Source organism: Demequina flava (assembly GCF_000975035.1).
Lineage (GTDB): Bacteria > Actinomycetota > Actinomycetes > Actinomycetales > Demequinaceae > Demequina > Demequina flava.
In genome coordinates, this window is the sequence record NZ_BBRA01000001.1 from 446,616 (window position 1) to 462,853 (window position 16,238).

13 protein-coding genes are annotated in these 16,238 nt (G+C 65.3%); 3 read left to right on the forward strand and 10 right to left on the reverse strand.

What is annotated here, in order from left to right:
- Positions 1 to 112 precede the first annotated feature (112 nt).
- On the forward strand, positions 113 to 970 hold the full coding sequence (locus tag AOP74_RS02145) for a bile acid:sodium symporter family protein (RefSeq protein WP_061960693.1): 858 nt from the start codon (positions 113 to 115) through the stop codon (positions 968 to 970).
- An 84-nt stretch (positions 971 to 1,054) separates the two neighbouring features.
- Entirely contained in the window at positions 1,055 to 2,392 is a 1,338-nt protein-coding gene (locus AOP74_RS02150; protein WP_082096158.1) for an ion channel protein, read from the forward strand.
- A gap of 250 nt (positions 2,393 to 2,642) precedes the next feature.
- Here the strand turns inward: AOP74_RS02150 and adhE are convergent, their stop codons facing one another.
- From adhE to pflB, 3 genes are all read right to left on the reverse strand, one after another.
- The gene (adhE, locus tag AOP74_RS02155; RefSeq protein WP_061960694.1) at positions 2,643 to 5,390 is read right to left on the reverse strand and encodes a bifunctional acetaldehyde-CoA/alcohol dehydrogenase; all 2,748 of its coding nucleotides are present in this window, start codon (positions 5,388 to 5,390) and stop codon (positions 2,643 to 2,645) included.
- Between the two features lie 130 nt (positions 5,391 to 5,520).
- Entirely contained in the window at positions 5,521 to 6,414 is an 894-nt protein-coding gene (pflA, locus tag AOP74_RS02160) for a pyruvate formate-lyase-activating protein (RefSeq protein ID WP_061960695.1), read from the reverse strand.
- A gap of 78 nt (positions 6,415 to 6,492) precedes the next feature.
- On the reverse strand, positions 6,493 to 8,763 hold the full coding sequence (gene pflB / locus AOP74_RS02165; RefSeq protein ID WP_061960696.1) for a formate C-acetyltransferase: 2,271 nt from the start codon (positions 8,761 to 8,763) through the stop codon (positions 6,493 to 6,495).
- Between pflB and AOP74_RS02170 the strand changes: the two genes are divergently transcribed.
- Positions 8,762 to 11,521: a glycoside hydrolase family 2 protein gene (locus tag AOP74_RS02170; protein ID WP_236683698.1), complete on the forward strand. Its 2,760-nt coding sequence runs from the start codon at positions 8,762 to 8,764 to the stop codon at positions 11,519 to 11,521. The genes pflB and AOP74_RS02170 overlap by 2 nt on opposite strands.
- On the opposite strand, the gene AOP74_RS02175 is transcribed toward AOP74_RS02170, so the two are convergent.
- The 7 genes from AOP74_RS02175 to AOP74_RS02205 are packed head-to-tail and all read right to left on the reverse strand — an operon-like array spanning position 11,518 to position 16,131.
- Positions 11,518 to 12,060, reverse strand: a complete 543-nt coding sequence (locus AOP74_RS02175) for a hypothetical protein (RefSeq protein ID WP_236683699.1) — start codon at positions 12,058 to 12,060, stop codon at positions 11,518 to 11,520. The two genes, AOP74_RS02170 and AOP74_RS02175, sit on opposite strands and share 4 nt — an antisense overlap.
- Positions 12,057 to 12,536 carry a hypothetical protein gene (locus AOP74_RS02180; protein ID WP_061960699.1) on the reverse strand — a complete coding sequence of 160 codons (480 nt, stop codon included), beginning with the start codon at positions 12,534 to 12,536 and terminating at the stop codon, positions 12,057 to 12,059. Before AOP74_RS02180 ends, AOP74_RS02175 begins: the two co-directional genes overlap by 4 nt.
- Positions 12,529 to 12,939 carry a TadE/TadG family type IV pilus assembly protein gene (locus AOP74_RS02185; RefSeq protein WP_152649129.1) on the reverse strand — a complete coding sequence of 137 codons (411 nt, stop codon included), beginning with the start codon at positions 12,937 to 12,939 and terminating at the stop codon, positions 12,529 to 12,531. The genes AOP74_RS02180 and AOP74_RS02185 overlap by 8 nt, the downstream gene beginning before the upstream one ends.
- A complete protein-coding gene (locus AOP74_RS02190; protein ID WP_061960701.1) occupies positions 12,911 to 13,138 on the reverse strand; it encodes a hypothetical protein in 228 nt (75 codons plus the stop codon). Before AOP74_RS02190 ends, AOP74_RS02185 begins: the two co-directional genes overlap by 29 nt.
- A gap of 43 nt (positions 13,139 to 13,181) precedes the next feature.
- Positions 13,182 to 14,102, reverse strand: coding sequence for a type II secretion system F family protein (locus AOP74_RS02195; protein WP_061960702.1), 921 nt, complete (start codon positions 14,100 to 14,102; stop codon positions 13,182 to 13,184).
- Positions 14,099 to 14,959 carry a type II secretion system F family protein gene (locus AOP74_RS02200; RefSeq protein ID WP_061960703.1) on the reverse strand — a complete coding sequence of 287 codons (861 nt, stop codon included), beginning with the start codon at positions 14,957 to 14,959 and terminating at the stop codon, positions 14,099 to 14,101. The genes AOP74_RS02195 and AOP74_RS02200 overlap by 4 nt, the downstream gene beginning before the upstream one ends.
- Positions 14,956 to 16,131, reverse strand: a complete 1,176-nt coding sequence (locus AOP74_RS02205) for a TadA family conjugal transfer-associated ATPase (protein ID WP_061960704.1) — start codon at positions 16,129 to 16,131, stop codon at positions 14,956 to 14,958. Before AOP74_RS02205 ends, AOP74_RS02200 begins: the two co-directional genes overlap by 4 nt.
- Positions 16,132 to 16,238: the final 107 nt, after the last annotated feature.

The following is a 16,238-nucleotide window of genomic DNA, read 5'->3' on the forward strand; positions in this document are numbered from 1 at the left end:
GCCGGTGTGTCTCGCGCACGCGCCCAGCCCCCTGAGGCCACGGCCGTGGTAGGAAAGAGACAGCAACCAGGGGAAATGCCGCATTCGGCGCACACACGATTCAGGAGCACACATGTCTGAAGTACTGACCGCGATCGCGCAAGTGTCGATTCTTGTCTTTGTCGTGGCCTCCATGATCGCGTTGGGGCTATCGCTCACGGTTGAGCAGATCCTGACTCCGCTCAAAAACGCCAAACTGGTGATTCTGGGGCTGCTCGTGAGCTTCGTGATCGCGCCCGCGGCGGCCTGGGGAATCGCAACGGTGTTTGGGCTCGGCGACGATCAGGCCTTGGGCCTCATCCTGCTGGGCGTCGCGGCGGGCGCACCCTTCCTCCCCAAACTGGCGCAGATGGCCAAGGGAAACGTGCCGTACTCGGTGGGCCTGATGGTACTGCTCATGGTCGTCACAGTCATCTACGTGCCCCTGGTGCTGCCGCTTCTTGTGGACGGCGTGAGTGTGAGCGCATGGGACATTGCCCGCCCGCTCGTCCTGCTGATGCTGCTGCCGCTCATCATTGCCCTTATCGTGCGCGCCAGGTACCCCGAGTCCGCGAAGGCTGCGCCCAAGTTCAATCAGATCTCCTCGACTGGCCTCGCCCTCGGCATTGGCGCCGGGATCATCGTGGCGCTGCCGTCTATCTGGGATCAGATCGGGACCGGACTCATCTTCGCGACGATTCTGTTTGTTGTCGTGTTGCTCGTGTTCGGCTACCTCATGGGCGGGTCCACTCGAGATGAGAAGGTCGTGACCTCACTCGGGTCCGCCCAGCGCAACCTGTCCGCGGCTCTCTTGATTGCAGGCACCAGCTTTGTCGACACGCCCACGGTGTTGGTGTCCGTCCTGGTCGCCTCCTTGATCCTGACGGCTCTGCTCCTGCTCACTGCGGGGGAACTTGGCAAGCGCGTGGCTGGGGCGCCTTCGACGTCTTGAACAAGGTCCGTCGCGACAGGCACGGACCTGTCGGATGGACACAAGCCTTCCCGCTGGTAGTCGGCACGCCGTATGCTCGCAGACATGACTGTGGATGCGGCTGCACATTCCCCGGACAAGACCTCACGCGCTCGAAAGTTGCTGCGAGTCACGGTGCCGGCCGTGATCATCGGCGCAATGTGCGGTGTCTTGCTGTGGGCTATCGACGAGGCCGCGCACGGCGTCACCGTGTTCATGTGGGAACTGGTGCCCGATTGGATCGGCATTGATCCCGAGGCCCGCTGGTGGCCGATCGTGGTCCTGGGACTTGCGGGGCTCTCCGTCGGCGTCATCATTCGCTACATCCCAGGGCACGGTGGCTACGACTCCGCCACGACAGAGCTCGTGGCTCCCCCACTCCCCCTCAAGGTGCTCCCGGGCGTTGCGCTGGCACTGATCGTCAGCTTGGGCGCTGGTGTGAGCCTTGGTCCTGAAAGCCCGATCATTTCGATTGCCGTAGGGCTGTCGATGTGGGGTCTGCTGAAGATCATGCCGAACGTGGGTCACGGCCCTGTGATCCTGATCGCGAGCGCCGGAATGATCGGTGCAATGTTTGGCTCCCCGGTGGCCGCCGCACTGCTGCTGACGGAGCTCGTCGCAGGCGTCAAGACCGGCGGATTGCTGTGGGACCGCCTCTTCGCACCCGTTGCAGCGGCGTCCGCTGGCGCGTTGACCGCCCACTGGCTGGGCGTGGCGTTCTCGCCAAGTGACATCAGCGACTACGCGGGTCCGCACTGGATGGACCTCGTGATCGGCATTCCGATCGCAGTCGTTGCGGCACTCGGCTCTCTCGCCGGAGCCTGGCTGATGCCCAAACTGTGGCACCTGCTTCGCCGTTTCCCCAATCCCATCGTGTTCACGACATTGGGCGGCATCATGCTCGGCGTCCTGGGAGCGATCGGTGGACCCATCACGCTGTTCAAGGGTGCCGAGCAAACCGGCGAATTGGTCTCCCGCGCAGGCGAGTTCTCGTTCTGGGCACTGCTGGGCATGGCGCTGATCAAGGTGGCAGCGCTCACCGTCTCTGCGGCGGCGGGCTTCCGCGGCGGTCGAATCTTCCCGGCCGTATTTATCGGGGCGGCGTTCGGACTTGCAGGCCACTCGCTGTTCCCGGAGTCGTCACTTGCGCTCGCGATTGCGGCTGGCTCTATGGGCTCGATCCTCGCGATTGGGCGCGACGGCTGGCTTGCGGGGTTCATGGGTGTGGCTCTCGTCGGCGACATCACCATCCTGCCGGTCCTGATGGTCATCATCTTGCCCACGTGGCTCGTGGTGACCTCGGCGCCCGCGATGATCGTTGAGCACGCGGTCGTGCCGCCGAACGCAGGCCACCAACCCCCACCCGAGCCGGAAATCACGCCCGAAGAAGCGCGCGAAAAGTAGCGCTAGCCACGGTCTCTCACCGCGCTCGACCATTCCTCCGTTGCCCACGGGCACCGAAAAACAACGGCCAGGACGCGCATCGGCCCGTATCCCCGCCGAGTATGTACGGCCAGGCGAAAACAGTGCGGCCAGGCGGGGGCGAGACGGGTGCGGTTGGGCAAGACGGCGCGGCGAGCCGCCGGGGCATGACGAAGCCCCCAGGCGTTCACACCCAGGGGCTTCGTCTTGATCGCGCTAGTGCGCGTCGTACTTACTTCTTAGCGCGGGCCTTCTTGGCTGCGGGCTTAGCCGCCGCCTTGGTGGCCTTCTCGTCGGCCTTGGCCTCAGCATCGGCCGCCTGGACCTCGCGGGCCTCGACGTCCTCGTAACGGATGCCGTAATACGCGGCCTGCATCATGACCTTCATGTCCGCCAGCATGGGCAGACGTGGGTTGGCAGGTGCGCACTGGTCCTCGTAGGCGTTCAGCGCGAGGGTGTCGAGCGAGGAGATGAACTCCTTCTCGTCGACGCCGACCGCCTGGAACGAGGCCTCGATGCCAACCTTGGCGCGCAGCGCCTCGATTGCCGTGGCGTAGGCCTCGACGGCCTCGTCCGGAGTGGAGTGTGCGAGGCCAAGGACCTTCGCGATCTCCTGGAACCGCTCGGGCGCCACGTAGGACTCCTGCTTTGGCCATGAGGTGGGCTTGGTCGGGATCTTGCCGTTGTAGCGGATGACGTGCGGCAGGTAGATCGCGTTGGTACGGCCGTGGGCGACGTGGAACATCGAACCGGTCACGTGGCTCATCGCGTGGACGAGTCCCAAGAACGCGTTACCGAACGCCATTCCGGCAATCGTCGCAGCGTTGTGCATCTTCTCGCGAGCCTTTTCCGCCTCTGGTCCACCAGCAACCGAAGTCTCGATGTTGTCGAAGACCATGCGGATCGCCTGCAGCGCCATGCCATCAGTGAAGTCGTTGGCGTAGACGGAGACGAACGCCTCGGTGGCGTGGGTCAGAGCGTCGAAGCCGGAGTCCGCGGCAACGCGAGCGGGAAGCTGCGCGGTGAGCACGGGGTCGACGATCGCGACCGACGGGGTCAGCGCGTAATCGGCGAGGGGGTACTTGCGACCGGTCTCGGTGTCGGTGATGACAGCGAAGGGGGTGACCTCCGCGCCGGTGCCCGATGTAGTCGGGATGCACACCAACTGCGCCAGTTCGCCCAACTGGGGGAACGTGAACGCACGCTTGCGGATGTCGAAGAACTTCTCCTTGAGGTCGTTGAAGACCACCTCTGGGTGCTCATACATGAGCCACATGACCTTCGCGGCGTCCATGGGTGAGCCACCGCCGACGGCGATGATCGTGTCGGGCTTGAACGCCCGCAGCACCTCGGCACCCTTGGTGACGGTGGCCACGGAGGGCTCCGGCTCCACGTTGTCGATGATCTGGACGGAGACCTTGTTGTTGCGGCGGTTTAGGACATCGAGAAGCTTGTCCACAATGCCGATGCGGGTCATGGTCGAGTCGGTCACGATGGTCACGCGCTCAACGTCAGGCATGGACTTGAGGTAACGGATCGAGTTGGGCTCGAAGTAGGTCTTTGCCGGAACCTTGAACCACTGCATGTTGTTGTTCCTCCGGCCGATGCGCTTGACGTTCACGAGGTTCACTGCGGTGACGTTGTTGCTCACCGAGTTGTGGCCGTAGGAGCCGCAGCCCAGCGTCAGCGAGGGCAGGAACGCGTTGTAGATGTCACCGATGCCACCCTGCGATGAGGGCGAGTTGCAGATGATACGCACGGCCTTCACGCGGGAGCCGAACTCCTGGATGAGGTCCTGGTCGGTGGCGTGGATGGCGGCCGAGTGGCCCAGGCCGTGGAACTCGACCATGCGCTCGGCGTAGTCGAGGCCCTGCTCGGTGGACTCGGACTTGAGGACGGCGAGGACGGGGCACAACTTCTCGCGAGTCAGGGGCTCGGACTCACCGACGGTGCTGACCTCGGCCATGATGATCGAGGTGTCCGCAGGAACCGAGAAACCGGCCTGCTGGGCGATCCACTCGGGCGACTTACCCACCACGTTCGGGTTGAGCTTTGCGCCAGCGCAGTTTTCGCCGTTGGCCTGCACGCCGAAGATGAACTCTTCGAGCTTGGCCTTCTCATCAGCGTTCACCACGTAGGCGTGCAGCTTCTGGAACTCGTCCATCGCGGTGTCGTAGATGGAGGTGTCGATGATGACTGCCTGCTCAGAGGCGCACACCATGCCGTTGTCGAAGGCCTTCGAGATGATGATGTCGTTCACGGAGCGCTTGAGGTTGGCGGACTCGTGAATGTAGGCGGGAACGTTGCCGGCGCCCACACCGAGGGCGGGCTTGCCGCAGGAGTATGCGGCCTTGACCATCGCGTTTCCGCCGGTGGCCAGGATCAGCGCAATGCCGTCGTGGTTCATCAGGGCGTTGGTGGCCTCGATGGAGGGGTGCTCGACCCACTGGATGCAGTTTTCGGGAGCGCCGGCCTCGATGGCGGCGTCACGCACCACGCGAGCTGCGGCTACGGAGGATTCCTGAGCGCTGGGGTGGAACGCGAACACGATCGGGTTGCGGGTCTTGAGCGCGATCAGCGACTTAAAGATCGCGGTCGAGGTTGGGTTGGTGACCGGGGTGACTCCACAGATGACGCCCACGGGCTCGGCGATCTCGGTGATGCCCAGCAGGGGGTCCTCGTGAATGACGCCCACGGTCTTCATGTTGCCCATCGAGTGAGTCACGTGCTCACAGGCGAAGATGTTCTTGACCGCCTTGTCCTCGAATACTCCGCGGCCGGTCTCTGCGACGGCCTGCAGGGCGAGGTCTCCGTGCTGGTTGAGGGCTGCGACGGATGCCTTCTTGACCAGAAGGTCCACGTCGTCTTGGGTGAACGCTGTGTAGGCGTCGAGTGCGCGCTGGCCGTTGGCGACCAACCGATCGATTTCCTCTGCGACGGACGGCTGAGCAGCAGTGGGGCTGTCAACAGTGGCGGTCATGATGATTCTCCCTTGGGTCACGGACCCCATGTGGGATCCTGATACCTCGAATCTATGCCTGCAGGAAGCCCATATCTTGAGGCCATAGTCCCGCGTGACAAAGGTCCCGACACCCAAGGGACATCAGTGACTAGTAGGTCGTGAGACCCCGCGCCTCGAACTGCCCGCGCACGCGCTCAACCAGTTCCTTAGACGGCGGCTCCGTGTCCTCGAGTGGGTAGTTCTCCCCCAACTCGTGCCACTTCTCGCGGCCCATCTGGTGGAAGGGCAGCACCTCGACACGCTCGACCGAACTGAGCGAGGCCGCATACTCGGCGACCTTCTCCACGTTGTCGTAGCCGTCGGTGAGACCGGGAACCACGACAAAGCGCAACCAGATTGGGATGCCGCGCTCCGAGAGCTTGCGGCCAAAGACGAGGGTGGGCTCCAAGAGGCGCCCGGTGACCTTCTTGTAGATCTCGGGGTCGCCGGACTTCACGTCCAGCAGCACCAGGTCGGTGTTGTCGAGCATGTCGTCGGTGGCACGGGCTCCAAGGAACCCGGACGTGTCCAGGGTGGTGTGGACGCCGATCGCCTTGCACTCGGCAAAGACGCGCTCGACGAAGGCAGCCTGCAACATCGCCTCGCCGCCGGACAGCGTGATGCCGCCACCGGAGGCCTTCATGACGGGCGCGTAGCGGTTCACGCGCTTCATGAGGTCGTCGACGTGCACGCGGGTGCCGCGGCGCATCTGCCAGGTGTCGGGATTGTGGCAATACAGGCACCGAAGCGGGCAGCCTGCCAGGAAGAACGTGAGTCGCGTGCCAGGACCATCAACAGCGGTCACGAGCTCCCACGAGTGCACGGACCCGGTGTCGCCGCCCGCGGCTTGCGGGCGGTGCAGGTCAGAATCCGCCGCCTCAAGCGGAATCGGATTACGACCGGAGAGGTCCGATGCCAGGGTCGCCGGTGCATCTGGGGAGCCCGATGCTGTGGTGACCACAGCATCGGCCGAAGTCTTGTCAAGGTCAGCGGGGACGGACATGACCTGCACTCCTAACGGGGAAAGAGAGGTGCGCCCGGCGCCCTCACGAGGAGGGCGCCGGAGCGCTGGGAGGAGTTCTTAGAGGCTCGCGTGGAACGTGCGCGACAGGACGTCGAGCTGCTGCTCGCGGGTCAGTCGCACAAAGTTCACGGCGTAGCCGGACACGCGCACGGTCAGCTGCGGGTACTCCTCGGGGTGCTCCATGGCGTCCTCGAGGGTCTCGCGGTTGAGCACGTTGACGTTCATGTGGAAGCCCTTGGACACGGTGTACGCGTCCAGCACTCCCACCAGGTTCGTGATCTGCTCTGCCTTGTCGCGGCCCAGGCCCGTCGGTACTACCGAGGTGGTCAGCGAGATGCCGTCCTCAGCATCGGCGTAAGGCAACTTCGCTACCGACAGCGCGGAGGCCACGATGCCGTGGGTGTCACGACCGTTCATGGGGTTGGCGCCAGGTGCGAAGGGCTCACCGGTGCGGCGACCGTCGGGAGTGTTGCCCGTGGCCTTGCCGTAGACCACGTTCGAGGTGATCGTCAGGACCGACTGAGTGTGCTTCGCGTTGCGGTAAGTGGGCTGGCGGCGCACCTTGTCCATGAAGCGGTGCACGAGGTCGATCGCGATGTCATCTGCGCGGTCGTCGTCGTTGCCGTAGGTCGGGTACTCGCCGGTCACGTCGTAGTCGATGACCAGGCCGGTCTCGTCACGCACGGGGCGAACCTCGGCGTACTTGATGGCCGACAGCGAGTCAGCTGCGACCGACAGGCCGGCGATGCCGCAAGCCATGGTGCGCAGGATTTCCTTGTCGTGCAGGGCCATCTCGATGCGCTCGTAGGCGTACTTGTCGTGCATGAAGTGGATGCAGTTCAGTGCGTCGACGTAAGTCTCTGCGAGCCAGTCCAGCAGTCCGTCGAAGGCCTCGAGGGTCTCGTCGAAGTCGAGCACCTCTGCGGTCAGCGGTGCGCTCACGGGCGACACCTGCTTGCCGGAGACCTCATCGCGGCCACCGTTGATGGCGTACAGGAGTGCCTTGGCGAGGTTGACGCGAGCTCCGAAGAACTGCATCTGCTTGCCGACCTCCATCGCGGACACGCAGCACGCGATTGCTCCGTCGTCACCGCACTGAGAGCGGATCAGCTCGTCGGACTCGTACTGGATCGACGAGGTGTCGATCGAGACCTGAGCGCAGAATTCCTTGAAGCCGCGTGGGAGCTGGTCAGACCAGAACACGGTGAGGTTCGGCTCCGGGGCAGGACCCAAGTTGTACAGGGTCTGCAGGAAGCGGAAGGAGGTCTTGGTGACCAGCGGGCGACCGTCGGCTCCCATGCCGCCGATGGACTCGGTGACCCAGGTGGGGTCGCCGGAGAAGAGGTTGTCGTACTCAGGGGTGCGCAGGAAGCGGACGATGCGTAGCTTGATGACGAAGTCGTCGATGATTTCCTGGGCGCCGTCCTCGGTGAGGGTGCCCTCGGCGAGGTCGCGCTGGGCGAAGATGTCGAGGAAGGTCGAGGTGCGACCGAGCGACATTGCGGCGCCGTTTTGCTCCTTCACCGCAGCGAGGTAGGCGAAGTACAGCCACTGGACGGCCTCACGGAAATCCTTGGCGGGACCGGAGATGTCGTAGCCGTAACTGGCGGCCATCTGCTTGAGTTCGTTCAGCGCCTTGATCTGTTCGCTGTTTTCCTCGCGGTCGCGGATGACGTCCTCGACGGAACGCTCCATGTCGAGCATGGCGCGCTCCCGCTTCTTGCCAGCGATCAGTGCATCGACGCCGTAGAGGGCCACGCGGCGGTAGTCGCCGATGATGCGGCCGCGGCCGTAGGCGTCGGGCAGGCCCGTCACGATGTGCGAGCTGCGGGCTGCGCGAACGTTCGGGGGGTAGACGTCGAAAACGCCGTCGTTGTGGGTCTTGCGGTACGTCGAGAAGATCTTCTCGAGCTCGGGGTCCACGTCGTAGCCGTAGGTCTCGAGAGACTTAGCGACCATGCGCCAGCCGCCGTAGGGCATGATGGCGCGCTTGAGTGGCTCGTCAGTCTGGATGCCCTCAATCACGTCCTCTCCCTCAAGCACGTGGCCCGGTGCGTGGGAGGTGATGGTCGAGGGGGTGGTGGCGTCGACGTCGTAGACGCCCTTTTCGCGCTCTTGCGGGAAGCGAGCGGCGATGGAGTCCCAGGCCCGGGTGGTGCGGTCTGTGGGACCGGCCAGGAAACTGCTGTCGCCCTCATATGGGGTGTAGTTGGCCTGGATGAAGTCGCGGACGTCGATACCGTCTGCCCAAGGGCCACGGTCGAAGCCGCGCCACTCGTCAGCGTGTGCCAGGGTGTCGGCTGCTGTGCGGGGGTCGGTGCTCGTCATGGTGGATTCTCTCCCTCTCGAGCACGGGGATGAGCGGTGGTTCCGCTGGTCCTCCCGTGCGCTCTTTAACCACCGTAGCCCTGGCGTTCCACGCTCGCTTGGGACCTTCGGCCCCACTTTCGAAAGGCGGGTCGATGCTCGCTTGGGGACCCCAGCATCGGCCGGTTTTCCACGGGTTGCGGCACGCAACGTTTCGCCCGGCTACGGTGGCCTCATGTCGGCAAAGTCGCTCACATCCATTCCCCTTGCCCACGGCTGGACCCTGACCCATACCGGGGGCAATGCTCCCGGTGAGGTTGCAGGCGTCACGGTGCCCGCGACGGTGCCCGGAAGCACCCACGTGGATCTCCTGGCCGCGGGACTCGTCCCGGATCCCTATCTCGCGACCAACGAGCAAGAGTTGGCGTGGATGCACCTGTGCCAGTGGCGTTACGCGTGTGAAGTCGACGCCGAGCCGGCGGCCCCCGGTGAACGCGTGGACCTCGTCTTCGATGGCCTGGACACCATCGCGACCGTCAGTATTGACGGCGTCGAGATTGCTCGCACCAAGAACATGCACCGCTCGTATCGGTTTGACGTGCGCGAACTGCTCGGCCACGAACCGCACGCGCTGACCGTCGACTTCGCCTCAGCGCTCGAATACGCCCGCAATCTCACCGACCGCCTGGGCCACCGCCCCACTCCGTACCCGCACCCGTACCCCGCGATCCGCAAGATGGCGTGCTCGTTTGGATGGGACTGGGGTCCAGACCTGCAGACCGCGGGCATCTGGAAGGACGTGCGGATCGAGCGGTGGAGGACCGCCCGCATCGACTCTGTGCGGCCTGTCGTGACCGTGGAGGGCGAGACGGGCCGAGTCGAGGCGCACGTGACCGTCGAGCGCGCGGCCGATGTTGACCTCACCGTGGTCGCCCAGGTCGCCGGAGTGTCCGCTGAGGCGCAGATTGTCGCTGGCGAGTCAACGGCGACGGTTGTCCTCGACGTGCCTCAGGTGGAGCGCTGGTGGCCCCGCGGATACGGCGAGGCGCGGCTGTATGACCTTGAGGTGTCGGTCTCCGCGGGCGACGGCCCGCTCGACACGTATGCGCGGCAGATCGGGTTCCGCACGGTCGAGGTCGACATGGCCGCCGACGACACCGGCGCTGGCTTCACCTTCATCGTGAACGGCGAACCCGTGTTCGTGAAGGGCGCCAACTGGATCCCCGACGATCACCTCCTGACCCGCATCACGCGCGACCGGCTGCGTCGCCGCATCACCCAGGCCACCGATGCCCACATGAACCTGCTGCGCGTCTGGGGCGGCGGTATCTACGAATCCGAGGATTTCTACGAACTGTGCGACGAGGCCGGCGTCATGGTCTGGCAAGACTTCCTGTTCGCCTGCGCGGCATACGCCGAGGGGCCGCCGGTGCGAGGCGAAGTCGAGGCGGAGGCGCGCGAGGCGATCGTGCGGCTCATGCCCCACGCCTCTTTGGTGCTGTGGAACGGCTCGAATGAGAACATCTGGGGCTGGCACGACTGGGACTGGCAGGGAAACATCGAGGGCGATGGCACGTGGGGCATCGGCTACTACGAGGAGCTCCTCCCCGCCCTGGTCGCGGACCTTGATCCGGGCCGCGTGTACACGCCATCCTCGCCGTTCAGTCCCCATCAGCCGTGGGACACAGTTCACCCCAACGACCCCGCGTGGGGACCTGTGCACGAGTGGCAGGTGTGGAACCAGCTCGACTACACGCACTATGGCTCATACGTGCCGCGTTTCTCGTCGGAGTACGGCTTCCAGGGACCGCCCACGTGGGCAACGCTGACCCGTGCGATACCGGAGGATGCGCGCTCGCAAAACTCCGCGGCCTGGCTCGCCCACCAGAAGGCAGATGACGGAAACGGGAAACTCAATCGGGGACTGGCCCCGCACCTGCCCGCCGGGCGCGACTTTGAGGAGTCGCACTGGGCGGCATCGCTCAATCAGGCCCGCGCGATTCGCTACGCGATCGAGCACTACCGCTCGTGGTGGCCCACCTGCGCCGGGTCGATTGTGTGGCAGCTCAACGACTGCTGGCCGGTGACCTCGTGGGCGGCGGTCGACGGCGATGAGCGTCCCAAGCCGCTGTGGTTCGCGCTGCGCGCCGCGTATGCGTCGCGGCTGTTGACGTTCCAGCCGCGTGGGGCCGACGGCTCGCTCGACCAGGAGGGTGCGCTCCACGTGGTCGCGGTGAACGATACGGACCAGGACTGGGACGAGATTGTGACGCTGACGCGGATGGCCTTGGACGGCACGGAGCTTGCGGTCGCCACTGTGCAGGTGGCGGTGGCGGCGCGGTCTGTGCGGGCCGTCGCGGTACCCGGGCATGTGGCTACCCCGGACGAAGCCGCCGCAGAGATCGTGGTAGCGGATGCGGGATATCCGGGGGACTCTGATCATGTTCGTGCCGTATGGACCGCGGCGGAGGACAAGGACATTGCCTATGAGGACCGCCCGTTCACCGCGACGGCCGCGCGCGTGGCCGGTGGCTACGACGTAACGGTGCGCGCGACCGGTGTGGTGCGCGATCTTGCAGTGCTCGCCGACAAGGTCGCACCCGACGCAGTCGTGTCCGACGCACTCGTCACCGTAGTTCCAGGAGAGTCGGTCACGCTCCACATCGCGACGGCAGCGGACGTCGACCCGCAGGCGTTCCTCGACGAGCGCGTGTTGGTCAGCGCCAACTCGCTCGTGGCCGGGGAGCGCGCCGGAGACGTCCCCCGGCCCGATGCCTAACTGGAGCGAGCAGTTCCTGTCGCGGTGAGAGCGACTCCATCGCTCCACGGCGTGAGTACGTCGAGATGCATCAGGAGCGGCACGTCGCGCCCGAGCGTCACGGTCGCGCTCACGCCGTCGTTCGACGAGGCGTCGAGAACTTCGACCGATCCCTGCCACGGCGCCGCGCCCACTGAGCCGAGACGTTGATGTGCCGCATCGGACACAGCCCGGTCCGTGAGGACGCGGGTGCTCTCGCCCCCAAAATACGACGCGCCGCCGGACCCGACAGCGGTCAGCGCGATCTCGTCCGCGAGCGCGCTGAGTCGCATGCGTTGCACGTGCAGGTCGGAGGCGACGGCAACCACAAGCACCGCGATGGCGACGACGACGATCCAACCCAAGGTGAGGATCGCGATACTGCCGTCGTCACCGTGCGGTTCGCGCGTTCGCCTGGTCGGTCCGGTTTCCCTAGGCCCAGGCTCGGCACTCCCCGTCTCGGTAGTCCCGGTCACGGTGGACCCAGCCACGACGGGCGCGGTCATGATGGGCCTGGTCACGGTGCGTCGCCGGGCACTGGCGAGGACCCTCGCGCGCTCACCGCTACGTCCAGAGGAATCACGCCGGCCAAAAAGTCGGGAGCCCCAGGCAGACGAACAGTCATCGTGACCTGCGAAGTGACGACCGAGCCTGGACTCAAGCAGGCACCAACACATTCGACCTCGAGGCTCACAGCATGCGGCCCGAAGTCGGCGCGCGCGAGATCGACCACCGCGTGAGCGTCCCCGACGCCTTGAGTAAAGGCTCCCGTCGTCGTCTCTCCATCACGCAGTGCCTCGACTCCCGTTGTCACGACTACACGTGCGGCGCTACGGGCCGCGCCTTCCGAGGCAAAGGTCGCCGCCTGCACTTGTGCCAGCGCAATGACGACGTAGACGAGCGGGATCAAGAGCAGCACAGTGATGCCGAGGAACTCCACGATGGCGCCGCCGTCATCGTTGAGCGCACCGCGCCGGCGCATGCGCGTGTCACTCACTTCCCTCCTCCAACGCTCTCGCCGTGACAGTGAGGTTCGAGGGCCCCCAGATGCCGATGAGTGGCATCCGCGCCGTCAAGGTGACTTCATTCGCCGGCTCGCCTCCCACGGTGATGGCCTGTGCACTTGCGCTCGTCGCAACAGCCCCAAGAGCTTGGCTCATCAATGCTTCGGCACGGACGGCCCCTTCCGCAGTGGTGCGATCCGCCAAGGCCGCATGGGTAGCGCCTCCATAAGCGCTCGCGGTCATGGTGTTGCGCACATGCAACGCGAGAATGAGTTGAACGAGCGCGAGCGCGACGATGACAACGATCACCGCGACCCCGAGAAACTCGACGACTGCGCTGCCGTCATCCCGCGTGACTCGTTGACGCCTATCCCCCGGTGACGGAGTTGATGGCATCGTTGAAGAGGTTGGTCAGCGAGGACTCGGCGACCGCCCATAGAACGGCAACGATTCCGGCACTCATGAGCGTGATCAGGACCCATCCGGGCACGTCGCCGCGGTCCGACGCCGCTTCCTCCCTCAGTGCGGTCCGGTACCGACGAAGGCCCAAACTCAATCGCTCGTGCAATGTGTCATGACGGTGATGGTCTTTCATAGTTGCTCCCCTATTTGGTGGTGGGTGTGGTTGTGGTGCGGCATCAACTAATGCGCAGTGCGATCAGGCCGGGATAAACCGCAAACACGATGGTGATGGGCAAGATGAGGAAGACGACAGGGACGAGCATCGCTAGCTCGCGCTTGCCGCCCTCCTCGATCAGCGCTTCGCGCCCATGGGCGCACACGTCTTGCGCTTGGGCGCGCAGCACAGCGGCGAGTGGCGTACCGCGGTCAACTGCTGTCGCGATTCCCTCGGCGAATCGCGACAACGCGGGCACATGAGCATCCGTCGCCATGGTCTCGAGTGCGCGCGGGAGCCGCGCGCCCGCTCTGCAGTCGGCCAGGGCGATGCGAAGCTCGTCTGACATCGCTCCGTGAGTGATGCGTGAGACTCGCTCGAGCGCCGCAGTCGCGGACTCCCCAGCGGCGACCGCGAGCGCCAGGAGTTCCGCGATCGTCGGAAGTTCTTCCACGATTCTGCGCTCCCGCGCCGCAATCGCTCGGCCCAGCACCGCGTCGCGCAGGAGCGGGCCACTGGCGGTCGACACCGCCACCAGGACAATCAGCGAGAGCCATCCCGAACCTCGCGTGAACGCGAGCACCGTGGCGCAAGCAATGCCAACGGCAAGTCCTCCGCAACCAGCCACGACCTGCTGGGCTCGGTACTGCTCGACTGTCGTCCTTGCACCGGCTCGGCGTAGGCGCTGACGAACCTGCGTCGCGGGAGAACCCCACCTGGCGAGAAATCTGGACCCGTCCCTGACCGCAGGCGCGAGAATCCGTTCCAGAGTCGGCCACGGCGTGACGGTCACCGCGCGCATCCGAATTTCATCCGCCAGTCCCGCCCGGACAAACGGTGCGATGCGGGCGTGAAGGGTCGCGCGCCGCGCCCTGTGCCACAGGTAAAGCAGCCACGCGCCAGTACCGAGCGCCGTGGCAGCGGCCCACATCACCGCGGTCATCGCAGCACCCGCACTTCGGTGCGCAGACGACCTGCGCGCATCATGAGCCGATACGCCACGACGGTCGCAACCCCGCCCGCGGCGAGCACCATCACGCCGCCTGCCGAGTTGTATGCCTGCGCGTTATCTCCACGCGCCGCTAGCAAGGCGAGCAGGACCCACGGTGCGGCAGCGGCCAGCCGGGCCGCGTTGACCGTCCAACTTTGGCGAGCCTCGATCTCGCCACGGATGCGCGCATCGTCCCGAAGGAACTCGGACAGGGCGCGCAGCACTTGCCCCACGTCGGTGCCGCCCACTTCACGCGTGAGACGCAGTGCCTCGACGACGCGGTCTCCCACCGGGTCTGCCAGGCGCGCCTTGAGTAGATCGAGACAGTCGTCGAAGCGGCCCGATGCGCGATAGTCGGCGGCAAACAGCACGAACGGTTCCCTCAGATCCTCCGGCCCACGCAGACCCACTTGAGAGATCGCCTCGGGCAGCGCCATCCCTGCGCGAATTCCGGACGCGAGCGTGTCCACGACATCTGGCCACAGCTGCCTCACCCGAGCGTTCCGTCTTCGTGCGCGGGCAATCACCAGCGCCGACGGTCCTCGCGCGGCGATCAGCCCAAAGCACACAGAAATCGGAAGTGACCCCGTCACCGATAGCGACACAACGCATGCCAGCAACCCACACCCCACCGAGGTGACGACGAGCGCGGTAGGCGTGACAGCATCGGCCCCTGCTTGCACCAAGAGGTCGCTGGTGCGCGCGTGCCAGCGTGAACCGCCGCGCGCGCCCCGCGCTGGAGCTGCCCAGAACGACCACCACACCAAGAACGCACCCACGCCAAGAACCAAGCCCCACACTTCCGTCATGCGCTCGCTCCGGCGCCGTGGGGGACGAGCCGCGCACCATCGTGAGCAAACAGCGTCGACATGGTGATGACTCCGCCTTCGACGGTGCCGGGAACCGCGACTATCTCGCGAACACGGCGTGCCCCGTGCGGACCCCGATCCAGGTGGACGACGAGGTCGATAGCCGAGGCGACCGTGGGCACCACGAACCGGTCAGTCACGTTCTCTCCGGCCAGTAGCGGCAGGGTGCACAGTTTTGTGATCGCATCGCGCGCGGAGTTCGCGTGGAGGGTACACATCCCGGGTACTCCAGCGTTCAAAGCGATGAGCATGTCAAGTGCCTCTGCCTCGCGCACCTCCCCGATCACGATGCGATCGGGGCGCATGCGCAGTGCCTCCTTCACCAGCCGGCGCAAGGCGATCTCGCCGGTGCCCTCAAGGGATTCCTGGCGGCACTGCATGGCGACAGTGTCGCGACAATCGAGGGTGAGTTCGAAGACTTCCTCGCAGGTAATCACCCGCTCTCGCGCGGGGATCGCACCGCCGAGGGCGTTAAGCATCGTAGTTTTTCCGGCCTGTGTGGCACCGGAGACCAAGATGTTCGCGCCACCCGCGACGGCTGAGGAAAGCGTGTCCGCGGCTTCTTGAGACAGTGATCCCAGCGCCACCAGGTCGTTGAGGTGCCGTGCTCGCGCGACGAACTTGCGAATGTTGACGGCCCAGTCGCGCCGGGTCACGTCGGGGATGACGACATGAAGTCGTTCCCCACCGGGAAGCGCGGCGTCGACGAAAGGCGAACTCAGGTCCAGCCGACGACCCGACTGCTTGAGCATCCTCTCAACGAGATCGCGCACCAACTCTTCGGTGAGCAAGGTCGTCGTGAGCTCAGAGCGCCCCGCCCGACTCACGAAGACTTCAGAAGGACCGTTAATCCAGATTTCTTCAATCTCCGGATCATCAAGGTATGGCTGTAGCGGCCCCAAGCCGGCGACTGCGTCGACAACGGACCGAGCGACCGCCTGCCCGTCAGAGATTGGAGCCACCGCGCCGGACAAGGACCGCGCATCCCAGTCCGCGAGCGCCTCATCGACCATGGCGCGCACTGCTGCAACCTCCGCAGACGGATCCACTCCCGAATCACGTATCCGCTGTCGCACCTGACGCTCGATGTGAGCGATGGCCTCCCCCGTCATGGCCCCGAGACTAGGGAGAACGCGGCTCAGCCGCGAGGGGCTTCAGGCAATCTGTGGATAACTCTCGCCAGCATCGGTCCGATGCTCGGGTTACCTCAAGCGCGACC